Here is a 19,584-nt window from a genome sequence, read left to right as displayed (position 1 = left end):
CGGAGAGAGGAACGATGGACATCTCCGCCCTGATGCTCTCGCGCATCCAGTTCGCCTTCACGGTGTCGTTCCACATCATCTTCCCGGCCTTCACGGTCGGGCTGGCGGCCTGGCTCGCCTTCCGGCAGGCGCGGCAGGCGGTTGAGGAGATCCTGCGAGATCAGGATGCCGACGCCGAGGGGGCGGCACAGAGCCTCGATCCGCGACGTCACGTTCACGGCGTCGCCGAAATACGCGATCTTGTGCCGGTCGACCCCGACCTCCGCCGTGACCACCGAGCCGCCGTGCAGCGCCGCCCGCAGCCGCGGAACGGTGCCGAACCGCGCGGTCCAGGCCGCCGCGTCCGCCTCGATCCGGTCGAGCACCTCGAACAGGCAGGTGACGCAGCGCGCGTCCTTGAGGCCGCGGGCCATCGGCCAGGTCACCATGGCGAGGTCGCCGACATAATCGTCCACGGAGCCGCCGTTGCGCCGCACCGGCTCGGCGAGCGTCGCGAAGACGGCGCCGAGATAGTCCTGGGCGCGCAGGTCGCCGTGGGTCTCCGCGAAGGCGGTGGAGCCGACGACGTCGAGGAACAGGAAGATCCGCTCTTCGGCCACCGGCTTGTGGTAGCGGCCGATCATGAAGTTCACGAACACCTCGCCGCCGATCAAGTCGCGCATCCGGATGACGAAGACCAGCAGGCCCGACACGGCCAGCGCGTAGGCGAGGACCCGCGCGGTCATGCGGGTCGCGGTCGTGAGGTCGTCCGGTGTCAGGGCGCAGGCCCAGACGACCAGCCCGCCCAGCGCGTTGCCCGCCATGATCATCAGCACGTAGGCGAGTTCCGCGGCCAGCACGTAGAGCCAGGCCGGCAGCCGCCGGATCCGCGCCTGTAGGCCGGCCAGGATCAGCCCGCGGTCGAAGGCCAGCACCGTGGCGCCCATGCAGAGGCCGTAGGTGAAGCCCGCGAGGGGCGATGCGCCGGCCGCGAAGATGATGTTGTAGAGCAACCCTGCGCCGGCCGCCGCCAGCAGGATCAGACCCCAGAATATCCGGTGGGCCGGCAGCATCGACGCATCTCCAGCATGGCCACCCGACGGGCCCTGCGCGGGTCCGGGGTCGCGTCGCCTTGCGCGGCGGCGCTGCGCGGGGCAGCGCAGGCTCGGCACGCCCCCGCCGCCGAACTTCGGGCCTGGGCCTAAAGTTTAGCGGCGCGGAAAGCCGCATGCCATTGCTCAACGCCCCAAGATGGCGCGAGTAAGGCGTACCGGCTTGTTGCGCGGCCAAGCCGTGATACGCCGGCGGCCCGGAACACGACCGGACCGCCGCCTGCAACCCCTGTGACAGCGAAGAGGGAGCGCTGCCATGTACGCCAGGAGCTTCGGCGCGACGCGCGTCCCGGTGCCGGTCATCGGCCAGGGCACGTGGCACATCGACAGTTCGGACCGGACGGACGCGATCCGGGCGCTGCGGGCCGGGATCGACGCCGGCATGACCCATATCGACACCGCGGAGATGTACGGCGACGCGGAGGCGATCGTCGCCGCCGCCATCGCGGATTGCCGCGAGGAGGTGTTCCTCGTCTCGAAGGTGGTGCCGGGCAACGCAACGCGCCGCGGCGTTGCGCGGGCGTGCGAGGCCTCGCTCCGGCGCCTGCGGACGGACCGGCTGGACAGCTACCTGCTGCACTGGCCGGGCCAGCACCCGCTGGAGGAGACGATCGCGGGCTTCGAGGACCTGCGCCGGGCCGGCAAGATCCTGTCCTGGGGCGTCAGCAATTTCGATGTCGAGGATCTCGACCGCGCCCTCACCATCGCGGGCCCCGACCGGATCGCCTGCAATCAGGTCTTGTACCACCTGAACGAGCGGGCCATCGAGCACGCGGTGCTGCCCTGGTGCGAGAAGCACGGCGTCGCGATGGTCGGCTACTCGCCCTTCGGCAGCGGCGACTTCCCCGATCCCGCCAGCCCCGGCGGCCGCGTGCTGGCGGGCATCGCGCAGAACCACGGCACGACGCCCTACGCGGTGGCCCTCGCCTACCTGACCCGGTTGCCGGGCACGTTCACCATCCCGAAGACGGGTCGCCCGGGCCGGGCCGTCGAGAATGCCGGCGCGGCGGACCTGCATCTGGGCGCGGCCGAGATCGCCCTGATCGACGCGCATTTCCCGCGGGGGCCGCGCCCCCGGATGCTGCCGATGCTCTGAGCCGCGCCGGCTCAAGCCCGCAGCGCGACGGTCACGGGATCCGTTGGCGCGGCGGCCCGGACGCGGTTGCGGCCGGCCTTCTTGGCCGCGTAGAGCGCGGCGTCCGCCGCGGTGAACAGGGTTTCGGGCGGATCGCCGCCTCCCGGATCGGCGCTGGCGATGCCGATGCTGACGGTGGCGCTGCCCCCGACCTCCGGGGCGTGGGGGATGCGCAGGTTCACCACCGCGCGGCGGATCCGCTCCGCCGCCACGCTGGCGGCCGTCGCGTCGAGGCCCGGCAGCAGCGCGACGAACTCCTCGCCGCCGATGCGGAAGCTGTGCCCGCCGCCGTCGAGTGTCCGCTGCAGGCAATCCGCCACCGCCTTCAGCACCTCGTCGCCGCGTTGGTGGCCGAAGCGGTCGTTGAACTGCTTGAAGTGGTCGGCATCGACGATCATCAGCGCCAGGGGCGTCCGGAGCTGGGCGGCGCGCTTCCATTCCACGGCGAAGTGTTCGTCGTAGCTGCGCCGGTTCGGCAGCCCGGTCAGGCCGTCGGTCCGGGCGAGCACGGCGAGCGCGGCGTTGGCCTCGCGGGTGGAGGCCTCCGCGGCCACGTGGCGCCCGACCTCCCGGTGCAGCAGGACCGTCAGGCCGAAGGAGAGGACGCAGAGGCACAGAATCAGGACGCCGACGATCGCCGCCTTGTAGATCCAGACAGCGCGGATGCTGTCGATATCCGTCGCCACGGTCACGATCAGCGGCAGGTCCTTGAGGTCGGCGAAGCTGTAGACACGCTCCACGCCGTCGAGGAACGAGCGCCCCTGGAACTCGCCGCGCGGCTTGGCCCGGTACATCCTGTAGCCGGCGCTCGTGCCGATGCTCCGGCCGAGCGCCTGCGGCAGTGCCGGCGCGCGGATCAGGAGCGTTCCGTCGCGATGAAAAACGTTCAGAGCGATGCCGTCGTCGAAGTGCAGACGCTCGAACAAGGCCTGGAAATGAGCGAGCTTGATCGACCCCGAGACGATCCCGGCGAACGAGCCGTCCGGCGCCTGGATCCGGCGGGTCATGCGGATGATCGGCGCCCCGGTCAGGCGGGATTCGGTCGGCCCGGACAGGATCAGGCCCGCATCGGGATTCGCGCGGTGGATCTCGAATTCCGGCAGCGACGCCAGGTTGGGCCGGTTCCGCAGGCCGGGATCGCTCGTCAGCCGGACATCGCCGGCCTTATCGGTGACTGCGATCGGGCCGACGCCGGAGCCCGCGACCGCCGTGTCGAACATCGCCAGGCGTCTGAGGTCCGGGTCCAGGAGCGCGACGTCGGCGCGGGCCGCGAGGCGCGCGGAGTTCTGCAGGGACAGGTCGTAGATCCGCAGGCTGTGGCCGACGCCTTCCTCGATCACTGCCAGCAGGTTCGCGGCGTTGCGGCGCGCGTTGTGCCAGGCGACGTCGCGCAGATCGAGACAGAGATAGACGCCGAGCAGCGTTAGGCAGAGCACCAGGCACGTGCCGCCCGCCGCGATCAGGCGCGAGGCGCGATCGGCGAGGTGGGCTCGGATCGCTGAGGCAGTCGCGCGCAGGACCATGAACTCGATCGGGCTGCCGCCGGTCGCGCCATTGCGACAAACGGACTTGCTATCGGCCCGACCTTACGTCAGCGAAGATTGAAAAAGCGGTTATTGGCAGCATTAAGAAGCGCCAAAGCGCCGCCAATACAAATACAGAGTCACGCGCCTGTGAGGGCCCACGCGAGGCGCCCGACGGGGATCGGGATCGGCAGCCCCCAGGCAGATATGCGGCGGCGCGCGTCGCGGGACGCATCCTGCCCGTGACCCGCGCTGCGCGGAAGCCTGCCCCGGCGTGGAGCGTCAGTCCCCGATGCCGAACAATTTCTCGATGAAGTTGCGGTCATCCTTCTGGGCACGCCGTGCCGGCGCGGCCTGGCGGGGCGCCGGCGCCTCCGGTTCGCCCAGGATCTGACCGAGGAGCCCGCCCGGGCCGGGCGGCGCGGCGCTCGCCACCGACGCCGTCGTCTCCGGCTGCCGGCGCCAGCGGTTGAGGCCGGGGAGCGGGACCGGGGTCTGACCCTTCAGCGCCTGGGTCATGTAGGTCTTCCAGATCTCCGCGGGCAGGTTGCCGCCGGTGACCTTCTTGGTGAGCTCACCGTCGTCGTTGCCGAGCCAGACCCCGGTGACGAGGCTGCCCGAGAAGCCCATGAACCACGCGTCGCGGTAATCCTGAGTGGTGCCACTCTTGCCGCCGAGGTCCCAACCCGGGATGTCCGCCTTCTTGCCGGTGCCGCTGACGAAGACCTCGTGCAGCATCGCGTTCATCATGCCGTCAGCATCGGCGCTGATGACCCGGCCGAGTCCGTTGTCGGACCGCTTGTAGAGCACCTTCCCGTCCTGGCTCTTCACGGCGGTGACCACGTAGGGGATCACGCCGATGCCGCCGTTGGCGAAGGCGCCGTAGGCGCCGACCATCTCCAGGAGCGTGACCTCGGACGTGCCCAGGGCGATGGAGCCGTTGGCCTGGAGCGGCGAGGTGATGCCGAGCCGCTGGGCGGTCTGGACCACGGTTTTCGGGCCGACCTCCTGGCCGAGACGCACGGCGACGGTGTTGAGCGAGTGGGCGAGCGCCGTCCGCAGGGTGACGGGTCCCTCGTACCGATGAGAGTAGTTCTCGGGTGCCCAGTTGCCGATCCGGACCGGGGCATCCTCGCGGACGGTGTCGGGCGTGGCGCCGTGCTCCACGGCCGCGAGGTACACGAAGGGCTTGAACGAGGAGCCGGGCTGACGCTTCGCCGTCGTGGCCCGGTTGTACTGGCTCTGGGCGTAATCGCGGCCGCCGATCAGGGCGCGGATCGCGCCGTCGGGCCGCATCGAGACCAGCGCCCCCTGGCTGACGTTGTAGCGCGCGCCCCTGGCGTTCAGCTCGTCGGTGAGCGCCTTCTCGGCGGCCGCCTGAAGGCTGGGATCGACTGTGGTCTGAACGGTGATGTCGGTGTCGAACTTGCCGACGTAATCGTCGAGCACGTCCATCACGAGGTCGGCGACGTAGTTGGCCGACCCGCCGCCGCGGGCATTGGCGGGCTTCGCCGGCTGCGCCAGCGCCACCTTGACGTCCTGCGCCGACGCGAAGCCCAGCTCCTGCATGGCCGCGAGCACTTGGGCGGCGCGAGCCTGGGCGGCCGGGAGGTTGCGGTTCGGGGCGAGGCGTGAGGGCGCCTGCACGAGGCCGCCGAGCATCGCGGCCTGCGCGAGGCTGACTTCCTTGGCGGGCTTGCCGAAATAGCGCTGCGCCGCGGCCTCGACGCCGTAGGCGCCGGCACCGAAATAGACACGGTTCAAGTAGAGTTCGAGGATCTCGTCCTTGGTGTATTTGTGCTCCAGCCAGAGCGCGAGGATCGCCTCCTGGATCTTGCGCGAGGCGGAACGCTCCGGGGTCAGGAACAGGTTCTTGGCGAGCTGCTGGGTCAGGGTCGAGCCGCCCTGCGCCACGCCGCGGCGGGTCAAGTTCTGACCGACGGCCCGCAGGATGCCGACCGGATCGACGCCGAAATGCTGGTAGAAGCGCCGGTCCTCGATCGCCACGAAGGCGCGCGGCAGGTAGGGGGGGAGTTCCTTGATGGACACGACCCGGCCGCCGGTCTCGCCGCGGTTGGCGAGCAGGGAGCCGTCGCTCGCCAGGATGGCGATGTTGGGCGGCCGCTTCGGCACGGCGAGCTGGTCGATCGGCGGCAGTTGGGAGGCGTGGTAGGCGATGAGCCCGGCGAGCCCGATCACCGCCCAGAGACCGAGCACGACGGTGCCGTAGACGATGCGGCCGAGCCAGGAACGCCGGCGTCGGCCGCGACCCGAGGCCTTCGCCCGCCCCGTGGTCCTCGCCGGTGCCTTGTTCGGCTGCCGCGCTCCGCCGCCCGATCGCTTCGCCACGCCGTCTCCTGACCCGGCACGGTCCTCCCGGGTCAGGCGCAGATCGAGTTCGCCGCGATCCCGCGCGCGCCCCTCGGGCACGTCGAAGTTCGGCTCAATCCTGCCGCGACCCTTGGCCATGCATCCCGTCTTCGAATGTTCCGCCACGACGCGCGTCTCTCAGGCGCGCCGCGTCACGGTTTCGGCACGCTAAATGCGGCGGTTTAAGGGGCCGTTATCGAAGTGTTCGGCTCCCGTTCCCTGCCCGCGCGGCGACCGGGGTCACCGCTCGGCCGGCGCGCCGAGCACGCGGCGGGCCTCGGCGAGCAGCACGGGATGGCGGGCCGATTGCGGCCCGGAATCCGGCGTCTCGCGACCGAGCCGGGCGATGCGCGCCCGGAACAGGCGCCGGCGCAAGCCGAACCAGCGCACGCTCATCACCAATGCCTGGAGCACGAGCCGGACGGCCTCCGTCCGCTCGCGCTCCTCCACGATCGCCGCCGAGAGTGCCGCCTCGCGGCGGAGCGCGGCCTCGAGCTCCGCCCGGACGGCGGCGCGGGTCGCCTCGTCCTTGCGCGCCGCGTCGAGCTGGATCCGGCATTCCTGCAGCGCGCTGAGCAGCAGAAGCTCCTGCGCGGACGCATCCCTCATCAAGCCCTCCCGGGGCGCTGTCGCCCGTCCGACGACGGGTCGTCCCGCCCGATCACCGTCGCGCCGGCAGCGGACCGGCCCGCGCACATCTATGTGCGACGCCATAGCGAGGGCGGCCGCTGGCCGGAAGCCGCCGACCCGATTATTCGGCACCCGGACCGCAAACCACGGGGGAATCGGGGACGTGCAGATTCGGATCGTTCTGGCCTTCGGGGCCCTCACGCTGGGAGGCGGCGCGCTGATTCCCGCACCGGCCCAGGCCTATCAACTCGACACGGTGAACCTGGTCGGCTGCGCGCAGGAGGGCGGCGTCTGCCGGATGCCCTACCCCACCAACGTCTATTACGGGGTGCCCGGCCGGACGAACGGCCGGCCCTTCCCGCAGGGCGGCGTCGTGCCCTGCAACAGCCAGACCTTCGGCGATCCGGCCCCCGGCCAGGCGAAGAGCTGCTGGTACGCCCCGCGCATCACAGCGGGCGGCGGTGGTGGTGGCGGGAACTACGGTGGCGGGGGCGGCTACGGAGGTGGCGGCTACCGGAATGACGGGTACGACGACCGGCGCGACTCCTCCCGCTACGAACGCGACTACGATCGCCCGCCGGTGCGCCGCCCGTACGACGAGGATTACGGGCCGGGGCCGCGCCGCTATCGGGGTGATCCGGACGATTATTGATCTCGGTCTAACAGGGCTTACACGGGAACGTATTTGCCCTGTTAACCGCCATCCGGCATCGTCCGGCTCCGCGGAGCCGCGAGACCGGACGGAGGAGCTGATGACGGAGAATCGCCGCGGCGTCTTCCGGAAGAACGCCTTCACCTTCGGCGCGGTGCTGCTCGACGGCGGCGAGGTGAGCTGTCTGGTCTGGGACGCCACCGATGTGGGCGCGCAGATCGAGGTCGCGGACGATCAGGCTGTGCCGGACCGCTTCTCGCTGCGCGTCAGCGCCGACGCCGCGCCACGACCGGCGGCCGTGGCGTGGCGGCGCAGCCGCCGGATCGGCATCTCCTTCGAGGGCTGAGGCCGCACCCCTCAGGTCGCCTGGAGCGCCGGCCGCGGCCGGGGCCCGGGCGCCACCAGCCGGAACCAGCGCGGCCGCACGAACAGCAGGTCGAGCGCCGTGCCGCGGACCAACCGCTCCAGCGCCAGGGGCAGCAGCACCGCCATCGTCATGACCGTGAGGCTCGCGAGGCCGATATCGGCGATGGCGCTGGTGCGGACGAGGATCTCCCGGGTCGCCGCCATGGGCAGCGAGAAGGCGAGGTAGATCACGATCGAGCGCTGGCCGCAGGTCCGGATCGCCTCGGCGACTGGACCGCCGGCGCGCCCGATCAGCGAGGCCGCCACCACGATCGCGAGGGCACCGGCGGCGCCGAGGGCGAGGCTCACCAGCGGCAGGCTGGCGAGGGTCGGGTAGTCCGGCAGGCCCGACGGGGTCAGCGCGAGCCAACCCTCCACGGCCGCCCAAGCGGCGAGGCCGCACAGGGCTAGCGAAACGCGGTGACGCGCCGCGTCCGCGAGCGCGAAGATGCGTCCGGCGAACAGGTAGCCCGCGACGAAGTAGACGTAGCGGGCGCAGAACTCCTCGATCAGGGTCGAATCGCTGCGGATGTCGGCGATCTGCAGAAGGGCGGCGCCGACGAGGATCACGCCGCCGGGCACGCGGCGCAGGGCTTTCGTGACCACCGAGAACACCGCCAGCAGGTAGATGAACCAGAGGCTGGAATAGGGCTCGATCAGCGCGTGGGCGAGGTGCGCCGCGAAGGAAGCGGGGCCGGCATCGCCGACGATCTTGCCGTACTTGGCGGCCGACTGGATCACCAGCCAGAGCAGGTAGAAATAAGCGAAGTGGACGACCCGGCGGTCGGAGAACAGGCGCCAGTCGCGGTCGATCACCCGTCCCACGAACAGTCCGGAGAGCAGGAAGAAGTCCGGGATGCGGAACGGCTTCGCGAAGGCGACGACCGTGTGGAGGAAGCCCTCGCCGCCCATGGCCTCGCCGGTGCCGATGACCGAATGCATCATGACGACCAGGAGGATGCAGATCCCCTTGGCGATATCGACCCAGGCGAGTCGATCCCCCGTATCCCCGACCCCGGCCATCGTCCGAACCCTCGCGATCGGCACGATCCTGGACCGGTTCGGGTTGACGGGAAGGAACAGGGCGGCCGCCACCTGCGGATGTCACCAACGGGCGGTAAACGCCTGCCGGTCAGGTGTCAGATCTTGCGCCGCGCCGACTTCCGGTCGCGGGTCATGCGCGTGGCGGCGTGGAAATCGTCGGGCTTGCCGCGGACCCAGACGAGGAAGCGCGCGATCTCCGGATCGGCGCGCAGCGCCTCGACGTCGGCGAGGCGCTTGGCGATCTCGGCCTCGCTGTAGCGGGCATGGATCGCCGAATGGCAGATCTGGTGCAGCCGGACCGTGCCGCGATGGGTCCCGCCCTTCAGCTTCGGCGTGAGGTGATGGAGGCTGGAGCGGGCGCGACGCGGGATCGGGCGCTCGCAGAGGGGGCAGACCGGATCCGGCGGCCCTGGGATGCCCGGCGCGTCCGGATCCTCGGCGCTCCAGCGCTGCGAGCGCCGTCCGACCACGCGAGCCTCCCTCTCCTCTCCCTGCCGACCCGCCGGTTGCGGGCAGGCCGCACCGACGCGCTGTCCGAACAGCGCCTCGGCCTCGCGATCCCGGCCGCCCAGGATGGAGACGTGGTCCCCCGGGATCACGTCGATCCGGGCCCGCGGGCCGGCCGCCTCGGCGAGATTCCGCGCCAGCTTGGCCGGCACCACCGGATCGTCGCGGCCCTGCACGATCAGCACCGGCGCCGTCCCGTCGCGGATGCGCAGGTCCGAGCGGTACGTGTCGCGCAGGAGCCAGATCGGGGCTAGCGGGACATGCAGCCGCACGGTGTGGGTCATCGAGTCGAAAGGCGCCTCCAGGTACAGGCCGATCGCCGGCACCCGCTCGGCGACGGCGACGGCCACGGCGGCCCCCAGGGAATGACCGTGGAGCAGGATCGGCGCGTCGGGCGCCCGCGCCCGCGCGGCGTCGACGGCCGCCAACCCGTCGCGGATCAGCCCGTCCTCGCTCGGGCTCCCGGTCGAGCCGGGATAGCCGCGATAGGCCACGGTCAGCACGCCCCAGCCGCGCGCCCGCCAGGGCTCCGCGGCGAAGCGGGCCGCGTGCGGCTCGGGGCGCGACCCGTTGCCGTGGAAGCTCACGACGATGCCGCAGCCCGGTCGCGGCGGCCGCCACAGGCCGTGCAGGGTCTCGCCGTCGGGGGTCGTGACGGTGATCGTCGCGAGGCCGGGCGGGATCGTCCACGGGTTCTGCGGGCCGAACGCGCCCGGGTAGAGGAAACGGCGCTGCCCGAGCGCGAGCGCGGCGCAGGCCAGACCGCAGAGGAGGAGCGCGGCGATCAGGAGGCCGGCGAGGAGGCGCATGCGCGGGGCGGGAGAACGAGTGCGTTCGGACGAACGGTTTCCGAGATGTGTTCTCTAGTGCGGCCGGGCAGCATTGACAAAGCCGTCCGCGGGCCCGAGTCTGGAACCGTTCCGAGGGGGGCCCTGCAGAGGGCTGAGATTGGGCACGCTGCCCTGACCCTTGAACCTGATCCGGCTCATACCGGCGGAGGGACGGGAACCTGCGGTCGCCACTCGCGCGACCACATCTCATCTCGGCCATCGCGTGGACCGGACCGCTCCAGCACGAGGAGAGGCCCACGATGAACGCACCCGTTCTCCCGAAGGACGTGAAAGGCAGCCCCGAGACCGTGACCACGGGTCCGGTGACCGGATCGCGCAAGGCCTACGCGAACCCGGCCGGGCGGCCGGACATCCGCGTCCCCTACCGCGAGATCGTCCTCTCCGATCCGAAGGAGGAGCCGGTGCGGGTCTACGACCCGTCGGGCCCCTACACCGAGACCGATGCCCGCATCGACCTCAATGCCGGCCTCCCCGGCGTGCGCGAGCCCTGGATCGCGGCGCGCGGTTACGCGGCCGTCGCGCCGCGGGCGGTGAAGCCGGAGGATAACGGCTTCGCGGGCGACAAGCTCGTGGCCCCCTGCCCCGCCGAGCGGACCATCCGCAAGGCGGCCCCGGGCCAGATGGTGACCCAGTACGAGTTCGCCCGCGCGGGGATCATCACCGAGGAGATGATCTACGTCGCCCATCGCGAGAACGTCTGCCGCGAGACGATGCTCGCGGGCGCCGAGGCCGCGCTCGCCGACGGCCAGAGCTTCGGGGCCTCGGTCCCGCCCTTCATCACCCCGGAATTCGTGCGCGACGAGATCGCCCGCGGCCGGGCGATCATCCCGGCCAACATCAATCACACCGAGCTGGAGCCGATGGCGATCGGCCGGAACTTCCTGGTCAAGATCAACGCCAACATCGGCAACTCGGCCGTGACGTCCTCGGCCGCCGACGAGGTCGAGAAGCTGGTCTGGTCGATCCGCTGGGGCGCCGACACGGTCATGGACCTGTCCACCGGCCGCAACATCCACAACATCCGCTCGTGGATCATCCGCAACAGCCCGGTCCCGATCGGCACCGTTCCGATCTACCAGGCGCTCGAGAAGGTCGGTGGCGACCCGCTCAAGCTCGACTGGGAAGTCTTCAAGGACACGCTGATCGAGCAGGCCGAGCAGGGCATCGACTATTTCACGATCCATGCCGGCGTGCGGCTCGCCCACGTGCCGCTGACCGCCCGGCGCGTCACCGGCATCGTCTCCCGCGGCGGCTCGATCATGGCGCGCTGGTGCCTGGCCGGGCACCGGGAATCGTTCCTCTACGAGCGGTTCGACGAGATCTGCGACATCATGCGGGCCTACGACGTCTCGTTCTCGCTGGGCGACGGCCTGCGCCCCGGCTCGATCGCCGACGCCAACGACGCCGCGCAGTTCGGCGAGCTGGAGACGCTCGGCGAGCTGACCAAGGTCGCCTGGGACAAGGGCTGCCAGGTGATGATCGAGGGCCCCGGCCACGTGCCGATGCACAAGATCAAGGTCAACATGGAGAAGCAGCTGAAGGAGTGCGGCGAGGCGCCGTTCTACACCCTCGGCCCGCTGACCACCGATATCGCCCCGGGCTACGACCACATCACCTCGGGCATCGGCGCCGCCATGATCGGCTGGTTCGGCACCGCGATGCTCTGCTACGTCACGCCGAAGGAGCATCTCGGCCTTCCGGACCGGGACGACGTGAAGACCGGCGTCATCACCTACAAGATCGCCGCCCACGCCGCCGACCTCGCCAAGGGACATCCCGCCGCGCAGCTCCGTGACGACGCGCTCAGCCGCGCCCGGTTCGACTTCCGCTGGGAGGACCAGTTCAACCTGGGCCTCGATCCGGATACGGCCCGGCGGTACCACGACGAGACCCTGCCGAAGGACGCCCACAAGGTCGCTCATTTCTGCTCGATGTGCGGGCCGAAATTCTGCTCGATGAAGATCACGCAGGACCTGCGCGCCGAGGTGCTGGCGATGGAGGAGGCCGGCGAGGTCGTGGGCGCGGCGCCCGCGATGTCGAAGGCCGAGGCCGAGGCCGGCATGCGGGCGAAGTCGCAGGAGTTCCTGGCCGAGGGCGGCAAGCTCTACGTCGACGCCGCCGAGTGAGACGGCGGCGCGCCCGGTCCGGTCAGGATTCGGGCGCGCCGCAGCCCCGCCCCGGCGTTCCGCCGTGCGGGGCCTCGATATCGAGGACGGTGCCCGGGCGGGCGCCGTAGGCATCGTGCAACGCCGCGAGCATCAGATCCGCGGCGATGCCCATGTCGGGCGGCGTTCCCAGCTCCACGAGGCGCGCGAAGTTCTCCGCCGGGTCCGCCTGGACGTATCCGAGCGCCGCCAGGGCCTGCCGGGCCGCCGCGTCCAGCCGCAGGCGCCTCCGGCCGGGCGGCCCGTAGGCGCCCGACGCGGCCTCGCACAACATCCGCGTATCCCGATCCTGGAAGATGCACTGGACGTAGCGCTGCGTCTGCCCGCGCGGCGCGACGACGACGAAGCGGTCGCGGGAGACGTCGACCGGCCCGCGCCTGTGGATGGCGTCGAGCCGCTCCGCGATCGCGCAGCGATGCTCGCGGATGAACGGCGCGCGCGTTCCCGGATCGCCCGCGGCCTCCGGCGCGGCGAGCGCCGACGTCGTCGCCAGGACGAGCATTGCCGGAATCCTGGACATGGCGTGCTCCAAGCAGCGCTGTTCGGACCGCGGCCCGGTCGCGGGAAGACGAGGGGGACGGCCGCCGAGTCGGCGTCAGCGGAAAAACAGCACAGATTTGTGGCGCGACGGTAACGCGATGTTCATCGCATCTCGGATCGCGACGCAGCATCCGGTGGACCGACGGTTGCCATTAAGGAAGGATTAGGCAGGTCCATCCCTCAATCCTTCGATCACAGGATCGCAGGAGACTGGCCATGGAGATCCGCCCGCTGACCACCACGACACCGGGGCCGCAGGGCCTCGACGCGCTCGGAGCGACGGCCGCCGCCGCCGTGACGCAGGAGGCACCCGAGCCCCAGAGCCCGGCCAAGCCGCTCGAGCCCGCGGTGAAGCTCGACATCGGCACGAATGGCGGCAAGGCGCGCTACGTCCAGGACCCGGACACGAGTTCGATCGTGTTCCAGGTGGTCGATCCGTCCTCCGGTAACGTGATCGACCAACTTCCGAGCGAGACCGCCCTGCGCAATCGCGCCTACGAGTCCGCCCGCAGCGTGCAGGGTTCGCAGACCGGCAGCCTCTCCCGCGTCGCCTGAGCGCCGTCGCTCAGGCGCGCAGCCGGCGGACCGAACCGTCGACCGACGGCGCGGCCAGGCCGAACTGCGCCAGCGACAGGATCTCTACCGGCGCGTCCCGCCGCGCGACGAGCACGCTGTTCTCGGCGACCGTCGTCCAGGTGCCGTGATCCCGGTCGAGCGGCTCCGAGGCGACGACCACACCGCCCTCCGAGGCGCGGTAGTAGAGCGAGTTCGCCTTGTCGTTCGCGGCGTAGCGGAACGCGTACAGGTCGCGCCCGTCCGCCAGCGCCGCCGTGAAGCGGAACGGGTGCGGGCCGGCGAGGTCCGTGAGCCGCGCGAGCGCGCGTGCCGTCGCTTCGACCGGATCGCGGCGCGGGCCCGGCCCCATCAGGCCGCAGCCGAGCAATCCCAGGAAGATCGCCTCCGAATCGGTGGTCCCCGCGCGCGATGAGTAGAGCTCGTCCGGGATCAGCGCCTCGACCGGACGCCGCAGGCGGCTCCAGTCGCCGATATAGCCGTTGTGCATGAACAGCCACGGACCGCAGGCGAAGGGATGGCAGTTCGGCCGGGTGATCGGCGTCCCCGTCGCGGCGCGCACGTGGGCGAAGAACAGGTGCGAGTGCAGGTGCCGGCACAGGTAGCGCAGGTTGTCGTCCGACCAGGCGGGCTGGACCTCACGGTAGCGACCGGGCTCCGGGTGGTCGCCGTACCAGCCGAGCCCGAACCCGTCGCCGTTGGTGGCCGCGGTCGATTCGAGCGCCGCGATGCTCTGCGAGACGAGGCTGTGGGACGGCTCGGTAACGTAGTGCTCCAACGGGATGGTGCGTCCCGCATAGGCGATCCAGCGGCACATCGACGGGCTTCTCCGGGTGTGTGTCGACCGGCTGATCCGGGACGATCATGGACAAAGCGCGGCACCTTGAGCGCTCCGTCGGTCGCGATCCGTCGCGAAAGCCGTGCCGCGACCCGACTCACACGCCGTGTGTCTGGAGCCAGCTCTCCAGAAGGGCCACCTGCCAGAGCTTCGAATTGCCCTTCGGCGTCAGCGTACCGTCCGGATCGGCGAGCAGGTGATCGACATAGGCGCGGTCGAAGATGCCGCGCGCGCGCGCCTCGGGCCGGTCCAGGACGTCGCGGACGTAGTCGAGGAACGGGCCGCGGATGTGCTTCAGGGCGGGAACGGGAAAGTACCCCTTCTTGCGATCGATCACCGCGGCCGGGACGACCGCCCGCGCGGCCTCCTTCAGGATGTACTTGCCGCCGTCCCGGACCTTGAGCTCCGCCGGGATGCGGGCCGCCAGCTCGACGAGGTCGTGGTCCAGGAACGGCACCCGCGCCTCCAGTCCGCAGGCCATCGTCATGTTGTCGACGCGCTTGACCGGGTCGTCGACCATCATGATCTGCTGGTCGAGCTGCAGGGTCTTGTCGATGGCGCTGTCGCTCCGCGACCGCTCGAAGAAGGTGGCGATGTAGTCGGTGCTGTAATCGTCGCCCAGCATGTCGGGCGTCAGGGCCGCCCGCATCTCGGCATGGTCGCGGTCGAAATACGCCTTCGCGTAATCGGCGACCGGGTCGGTCGAGCCCATCAGCTTCGGGTACCAGTGGTAGCCCCCGAACACCTCGTCGGCGCCCTGGCCGCTCTGGATCACCGTTACGTGCTTGGCGACCTCCTGCGAGAGCAGGAGGAAGGCGACCGCGTCGTGGCTCATCTGCGGCTCCGACATCGCCGCGATGGCCGCGGGCAGCGCCTCGAGGGTCCGGGAGCCGTCGACTGCCAGCTTGGTGTGGTCGGTGGCGAAGGTCTCGGCAATGATGTCCGAGTACTTGAACTCGTCGCCCTCGACGCCGTTCACCGCGTCGAAACCCACTGAGAAGGTCTTGAGGCCCTGCTGCCCGCTCCGCGCGAGCAGGGCCACCAGCAGCGAGCTGTCCAGACCGCCCGAGAGGAGAACCCCCGTCGGGACGTCGGCGACCTGTCGGCGCTCGACGGCGGTGCCCAGGGCCTCGAGCACGGCTTCGCGCCAATCGGCCTCGGTCCTGCCACGATCGGCCTCGCGGGGGCCGATCGCCAGGGTCCAGTAGGTCGACGCGTGTTGCGACCCGTCGCGCTCGATCGCCAGGATGGTCGCCGGTGCCAGCTTGCGCACGCCCTTCAAGATGGTGAGCGGGGCCGGCACGCCCGCGTGCCAGCTCATGTAATGGTGCAGGGCGACTGGATCGATCGCGGTGTCGACGTCGCCGGCGGCGAGCAGGGCCGGGAGCGAAGAGGCGAAACGGAACCGGCCGTTCGTCTCGCTGTAGTAGAGCGGCTTCACGCCGAGCCAGTCGCGCGCCAGCACGACCCGCCCGGAATCCCGCTCCAGGACCGCGAAGGCGAACATGCCGGCGAAGCGCTCGACGCAGGCGGGCCCCCAGGCGTGATAGGCCTTCAGCACCACCTCGGTGTCGCTCGATGAGAAGAACGCGTAGCCCTTCGCCTCCAGCTCGGTGCGCAGCGCGCGGAAATTGTAGATGCAGCCGTTGAAGACGATCGCGAGCCCGAGGCCCGGGTCGACCATGGGCTGCTGCCCGGCCTCGGACAGATCGATGATCTTGAGCCTGCGATGGCCGAAGACGACCCGGCCGGACCCGAAGAGCCCCGCACCGTCGGGCCCGCGCGGCAGCAAGCACCCCATCATCGCGTGGACGGCCGCGGGGTCCGCCGGCCGGTCGAAGCCAATCTCGCCGCAGATTCCGCACATGATGTCAGGTGGTTCTCGTTCCGGAGACACGCGCGCTTCGTCGAGCGAAACGGCTCGCGCGCCGCAGCGTTCCGCCCAGTCGGCGCGATCCGCGCCTCTGGCTTCCGCCAGACTGTCCGGAGATCCGGTCCGCGGCCGAGGATCGCGGACGCGTTTGACGTCGCCGCCGTCGAACTGCTAGACCGTGGCGGTACATGAGCGCACGGAGCAGTTCGGAGTTCGCGCTCCGCGACAGTCCGTTTCCGTGTCGACCATGTCGGCGGGCGTAGTTCAGTGGTAGAACGTCAGCTTCCCAAGCTGAATGTCGTCGGTTCGATCCCGATCGCCCGCTCCAATATCCTCAGTGACTTAGCCTGTGGATAGCTGCCCTTGGAAGGGCATGATACAACTTTGATACAACGGATAAGCTCAGCGGCGGTGTTGCGCGCTGATTCGAGGGCGACGCGCCGAGGCTTGCCGCTCTGTGCGAAAATCGCACAGACCCCGCGGTTGCCGGGCACAGCCGCGAGGGGCATCATTTCGGCATAGGAGATCGGCCCCGGCCGGTCGGCCTCTCGCACCCCATGAGGGCTCCCCGTCATCGCCCCGGCGCCGCGCGCCGGGCAGGAGCACCTTAATGCAGACCATCGACATCGCCGTCATCGAAGCGCGCATCCGGGAGGGCCTGCCGCGCGCCACCGAGGAAGAGGTCGCGTTCATCATCTCCCGGTGCGAGGGCCGCGCCCTGAGCCGTGAGAACGCAGACCTCGCGCGCCCCTTCCTGCCGCGCGACCGGGAGCGCTCCCGTCGCGAGGGCGTGGAGGCCCTCATCGGGTGCTTGCTGACGGGTCAGCGGTCCGGTTGGTTCAGCAGCGCCCTGAATCCTCAGGTCCGCCGCATCATTGTGGATGCGGGCGCAAGGACCGCGTAGCCGCCTCGCGACGACGGGGTGGGGCTACCCGGCGGTCAGGACGACGTCTTCGTCCGGGCCGACGGGACGGGAGCGCTGATCTCGAACCGGTCGTTCCTCGGCAGCCACGGCATAAAATGGTCCGGGGCGCGGGCAAGTTCGACATCGTAGCGGACCGCCCGGGGGATATCATCCTGCAGGGGTCTGTCGTCGGGGTGCTCCACGAATGTCGGTCCACCCTCTCTCCGGCCGTCGCCAAGGGTCCAGCAGAGCATTTCGGTATATCCGAGCGAGTGGCAGAGAATGCTGACCTGCGTCGCGGTCACTGGTTCAGCGCTCTCGTATGGCCTGCGAAAAATCTCGGCCCCCTTCAACACCGCGACATGGACATTTTTTACCTCCCATTCCTTGTCTCCGGGAAATACACCGAAGACGATGTCCGCGCCGAATGCTTCCCTCAACCATGAAGCCCGTTGGTCCACCGGGACAGAACGTAGGATGTCATGGTTTTGCTGTGCCAGACCGGCCTGCTCGATGCGATCTTCCGTCGGCATATACGGCAGCGTCATCAACTGCCTGATCGGCAGGTCGTCCACGGTTGGCGGCGAGGGGTCTTGGCGTCCATCACCGAGGACGCGCCAGTGTAGCTCGGCGTCGAGATAGTCAGTGCAGAGAAATCGGAGGACCCTCTCCGTCACAGGATGCCCGCCCTCTGAAATCTCCTTCAGGCGACCCATCCCCCGGAGGACCGCCACCCGGTTACCGCCAGGTGCATCCTGGTCCGGCCAGACACCGTAGACGATACCGGCAGCCTGGAACTCGTTCACGATCCACCGGCCCGACGCATCATTGTCCATGCGACTGAGTTCAAGCGCGGTCCGATCAGCCTCACGACGGATTTCGACGGCCATTTCAGCGGGACACTTTTTCGAAACCTCGAACCTTTGCTGCCAAGGTTCCTTTTGCTGGCCTTGCTGGGCCCGGCGCTTCTTCTCACCCATCTCGTCATTTCCAGCCGCGTCTGTTGAGGACACCCTGAACGGCTCAGGTTACCTGAAACCGAATCACCCAACGCCAAGCTTCGCCTTGGTTCGCGTTCGGTCGCCGGGTTCGCTCAAATGCGATGGACCCTCGCAACGTCTCAATTGCCACGCCGGCAATCGGGTGGGCCGGCTCAACCAAACTGGAACCGTGGCACCGCCAAACTGCGGACAGCGTGACAGGGCTGAAAGGGAATGACGATGCGTGAGCTCGTTGAGGAACACGTGTTCGGGCGCCTGTCGGCCCAGCAGCGCGATGCGTTCCGGGAAAAACACATCTCCCCGAACAGGAACGCGATGCTGATGCATGAACTTCAGTTGTCAGGCGCTGAGGAATACTTGCAATCGAAAGTCGTCTGGGCTGGCGATGGGGCAACGGCGTATTCTTATCCGACCGCCCCTGATAGCTGCCTAGTACACAACCTCAGAGCCCTGGCGCACTCTCGCTATTGGCGTAGCAGCAGAGATGAATGTCAGTATGAGGCATTGCTCCGAATGGCGTTTGCTCCCCACAAGGATTGGCTCGCCTCAATTGACCAGTATTTCGAGGAAGCTACCGGCGTAAGCACAGCCTTCACCGAGTCATACGATGGCTACGAGCTGATGAATTGCCTCTGGTCTGTGGCCAAAGAGCTCAGGCATTACGGGGCCGAGGTGCCATCAGAGCCTGCCTCGATTGCGCTGTACGAGGCGGCAGGCATCGAGCCCATCATCGCAGTGATCCCGTCGGACGGTGACACTCCCCCCCGAGCGTTCGCCTCGGAAAGGGCCCGCCCCGTGTACGAGAAGCACGCCGCTATGATGGCTGACGAGAAACGGGACGCCATCAGGCGCAGGGATGTCCTCCGGGCGGAATACCCTGAGGAGCTGCATCTGTTCGACGACTACGTAAGGTACCCGCCGTGAGAGGCCCGCGGGCCTGGCTGGCGTCGGTTCTGACGTCCCTCCGCCAGGCGACGGCCTCCCGCATCCCGGCGGGGAACCTCGGGCACGCCGGGCGGACCGGTTGGGGCGGCTGCCGGGTCACACCCGGTCCACCCGTGCCACGTCCCCCACCTTCCGGCAGATGAACCACGTGGCTGCGGCTGTGTGGGCCGTGACGATGCACCACCAAGTGACGATTGAATCCGGGGGCGTCACGGGCCGGTCGAAGAATCCCATCAGCCAGAGCACAGTCACGTCGTCCTCTCCGTCAGCATCCTCGCCAGGGCTGCATGCGCCATGGCGGGCTCCATCCGGTGCCAGCGCCGGTCCTCCAGGACCGCGACGGCCTCATCCGGACCGAGGCCTCCCCGCTCGGCGAGGCGCTCCAGGGTCTGCCCGCCGTGGTTGCTGCGGGCCTGATCCTCGTGCGGGGCGATGAGGCTCCACGGCAGGGCGATGACGACCTGCGTCGCGCCAGCCTGCCGGAGTGCGAACAGGTCATCGCGAGCCCGGTACGAGGACAGCGCCATGATCGGGAAC

The 19,584-nt window shown here is 69.6% G+C and carries 18 protein-coding genes, 1 tRNA gene, 3 pseudogenes and 1 riboswitch; of the genes and pseudogenes, 9 read left to right on the top strand and 13 right to left on the bottom strand.

Annotation, left to right across the window (positions count from 1 at the left end; translation table 11 throughout):
- Positions 1–14: 14 nt before the first annotated feature.
- Positions 15–89: pseudogene (locus MOTC310_RS09475) on the top strand (hypothetical protein); the annotation flags it as partial.
- Between the two features lie 27 nt (positions 90–116).
- Here MOTC310_RS09475 and MOTC310_RS09470 read toward each other — a convergent pair.
- Positions 117–1,052: pseudogene (locus MOTC310_RS09470) on the bottom strand (adenylate/guanylate cyclase domain-containing protein); the annotation flags it as partial.
- A 295-nt stretch (positions 1,053–1,347) separates the two neighbouring features.
- Between MOTC310_RS09470 and MOTC310_RS09465 the strand changes: the two are divergent.
- A complete protein-coding gene (locus MOTC310_RS09465) occupies positions 1,348–2,187 on the top strand; it encodes an aldo/keto reductase (RefSeq protein WP_331301589.1) in 840 nt (279 codons plus the stop codon).
- Positions 2,188–2,198: 11 nt separating this feature from the next.
- Here the strand turns inward: MOTC310_RS09465 and MOTC310_RS09460 are convergent, their stop codons facing one another.
- From MOTC310_RS09460 to MOTC310_RS09450, 3 genes are all read right to left on the bottom strand, one after another.
- Positions 2,199–3,749, bottom strand: a complete 1,551-nt coding sequence (locus MOTC310_RS09460) for a GGDEF domain-containing protein (RefSeq protein ID WP_331301588.1) — start codon at positions 3,747–3,749, stop codon at positions 2,199–2,201.
- 282 nt (positions 3,750–4,031) lie between these two features.
- Positions 4,032–6,218: a transglycosylase domain-containing protein gene (locus MOTC310_RS09455; protein ID WP_331301587.1), complete on the bottom strand. Its 2,187-nt coding sequence runs from the start codon at positions 6,216–6,218 to the stop codon at positions 4,032–4,034.
- A gap of 141 nt (positions 6,219–6,359) precedes the next feature.
- Positions 6,360–6,728, bottom strand: coding sequence for an ATP-dependent helicase (locus tag MOTC310_RS09450; RefSeq protein ID WP_331301586.1), 369 nt, complete (start codon positions 6,726–6,728; stop codon positions 6,360–6,362).
- Between the two features lie 184 nt (positions 6,729–6,912).
- Here MOTC310_RS09450 and MOTC310_RS09445 point away from each other — a divergent pair, with 184 nt between their 5' ends.
- Together MOTC310_RS09445 and MOTC310_RS09440 are read left to right on the top strand one after the other, a co-directional pair.
- Positions 6,913–7,401: a hypothetical protein gene (locus MOTC310_RS09445; RefSeq protein WP_331301585.1), complete on the top strand. Its 489-nt coding sequence runs from the start codon at positions 6,913–6,915 to the stop codon at positions 7,399–7,401.
- Between the two features lie 100 nt (positions 7,402–7,501).
- A complete protein-coding gene (locus MOTC310_RS09440) occupies positions 7,502–7,747 on the top strand; it encodes a pilus assembly protein PilZ (protein ID WP_331301584.1) in 246 nt (81 codons plus the stop codon).
- 11 nt (positions 7,748–7,758) lie between these two features.
- On the opposite strand, the gene MOTC310_RS09435 is transcribed toward MOTC310_RS09440, so the two are convergent.
- From MOTC310_RS09435 to MOTC310_RS09425, 3 genes and pseudogenes are all read right to left on the bottom strand, one after another.
- Positions 7,759–8,829: an acyltransferase family protein gene (locus MOTC310_RS09435; protein WP_331301583.1), complete on the bottom strand. Its 1,071-nt coding sequence runs from the start codon at positions 8,827–8,829 to the stop codon at positions 7,759–7,761.
- Between the two features lie 116 nt (positions 8,830–8,945).
- Entirely contained in the window at positions 8,946–9,320 is a 375-nt protein-coding gene (locus MOTC310_RS09430) for an HNH endonuclease family protein (protein ID WP_331301591.1), read from the bottom strand.
- A gap of 369 nt (positions 9,321–9,689) precedes the next feature.
- Positions 9,690–10,166: pseudogene (locus MOTC310_RS09425) on the bottom strand (serine aminopeptidase domain-containing protein); the annotation flags it as partial.
- 104 nt (positions 10,167–10,270) lie between these two features.
- Positions 10,271–10,376: riboswitch (TPP riboswitch) on the top strand.
- 71 nt (positions 10,377–10,447) lie between these two features.
- Here MOTC310_RS09425 and thiC point away from each other — a divergent pair.
- On the top strand, positions 10,448–12,334 hold the full coding sequence (thiC, locus tag MOTC310_RS09420) for a phosphomethylpyrimidine synthase ThiC (protein ID WP_331301582.1): 1,887 nt from the start codon (positions 10,448–10,450) through the stop codon (positions 12,332–12,334).
- A gap of 22 nt (positions 12,335–12,356) precedes the next feature.
- Here thiC and MOTC310_RS09415 read toward each other — a convergent pair whose 3' ends face one another.
- Complete coding sequence (locus MOTC310_RS09415) at positions 12,357–12,893, bottom strand: TY-Chap domain-containing protein (RefSeq protein WP_331301581.1); 537 nt, start codon at positions 12,891–12,893, stop codon at positions 12,357–12,359.
- Between the two features lie 236 nt (positions 12,894–13,129).
- On the opposite strand from MOTC310_RS09415, the gene MOTC310_RS09410 reads away from it, so the two are divergent.
- Entirely contained in the window at positions 13,130–13,468 is a 339-nt protein-coding gene (locus MOTC310_RS09410; protein WP_331301580.1) for a flagellar protein FlaG, read from the top strand.
- 10 nt (positions 13,469–13,478) lie between these two features.
- Here the strand turns inward: MOTC310_RS09410 and MOTC310_RS09405 are convergent, their stop codons facing one another.
- A complete protein-coding gene (locus MOTC310_RS09405; RefSeq protein WP_331301579.1) occupies positions 13,479–14,303 on the bottom strand; it encodes a class II glutamine amidotransferase in 825 nt (274 codons plus the stop codon).
- Positions 14,304–14,421: 118 nt separating this feature from the next.
- Positions 14,422–16,191, bottom strand: coding sequence for an N-acetylglutaminylglutamine amidotransferase (locus tag MOTC310_RS09400; protein ID WP_331301578.1), 1,770 nt, complete (start codon positions 16,189–16,191; stop codon positions 14,422–14,424).
- Positions 16,192–16,450: 259 nt separating this feature from the next.
- On the opposite strand from MOTC310_RS09400, the gene MOTC310_RS09395 reads away from it, so the two are divergent.
- Both MOTC310_RS09395 and MOTC310_RS09390 read left to right on the top strand, forming a co-directional pair.
- Positions 16,451–16,525, top strand: a tRNA-Gly gene (locus MOTC310_RS09395).
- 282 nt (positions 16,526–16,807) lie between these two features.
- The gene (locus MOTC310_RS09390) at positions 16,808–17,101 is read left to right on the top strand and encodes a hypothetical protein (RefSeq protein WP_091778663.1); all 294 of its coding nucleotides are present in this window, start codon (positions 16,808–16,810) and stop codon (positions 17,099–17,101) included.
- Between the two features lie 35 nt (positions 17,102–17,136).
- Here MOTC310_RS09390 and MOTC310_RS09385 read toward each other — a convergent pair whose 3' ends face one another.
- Positions 17,137–18,081 (bottom strand): hypothetical protein, encoded by a 945-nt coding sequence (locus tag MOTC310_RS09385; protein WP_331301577.1) that lies wholly within the window; start codon positions 18,079–18,081, stop codon positions 17,137–17,139.
- Positions 18,082–18,321: 240 nt separating this feature from the next.
- Here MOTC310_RS09385 and MOTC310_RS09380 point away from each other — a divergent pair, with 240 nt between their 5' ends.
- The gene (locus tag MOTC310_RS09380) at positions 18,322–19,026 is read left to right on the top strand and encodes a hypothetical protein (protein ID WP_139174039.1); all 705 of its coding nucleotides are present in this window, start codon (positions 18,322–18,324) and stop codon (positions 19,024–19,026) included.
- Positions 19,027–19,143: 117 nt separating this feature from the next.
- Here MOTC310_RS09380 and MOTC310_RS09375 read toward each other — a convergent pair whose 3' ends face one another.
- Both MOTC310_RS09375 and MOTC310_RS09370 read right to left on the bottom strand, forming a co-directional pair.
- The gene (locus MOTC310_RS09375; protein ID WP_175543979.1) at positions 19,144–19,299 is read right to left on the bottom strand and encodes a hypothetical protein; all 156 of its coding nucleotides are present in this window, start codon (positions 19,297–19,299) and stop codon (positions 19,144–19,146) included.
- The gene (locus MOTC310_RS09370) at positions 19,296–19,574 is read right to left on the bottom strand and encodes a hypothetical protein (protein ID WP_091778656.1); all 279 of its coding nucleotides are present in this window, start codon (positions 19,572–19,574) and stop codon (positions 19,296–19,298) included. The genes MOTC310_RS09375 and MOTC310_RS09370 overlap by 4 nt, the downstream gene beginning before the upstream one ends.
- Between the last annotated feature and the right edge of the window lie 10 nt (positions 19,575–19,584).

This window comes from Methylobacterium oryzae (assembly GCF_036441375.1).
GTDB classification, from domain to species: Bacteria; Pseudomonadota; Alphaproteobacteria; order Rhizobiales; family Beijerinckiaceae; genus Methylobacterium; species Methylobacterium oryzae_A.
The sequence above is the reverse complement of the archived record's forward strand: the minus strand, read 5'-3'. Positions and strand labels throughout refer to the sequence as shown.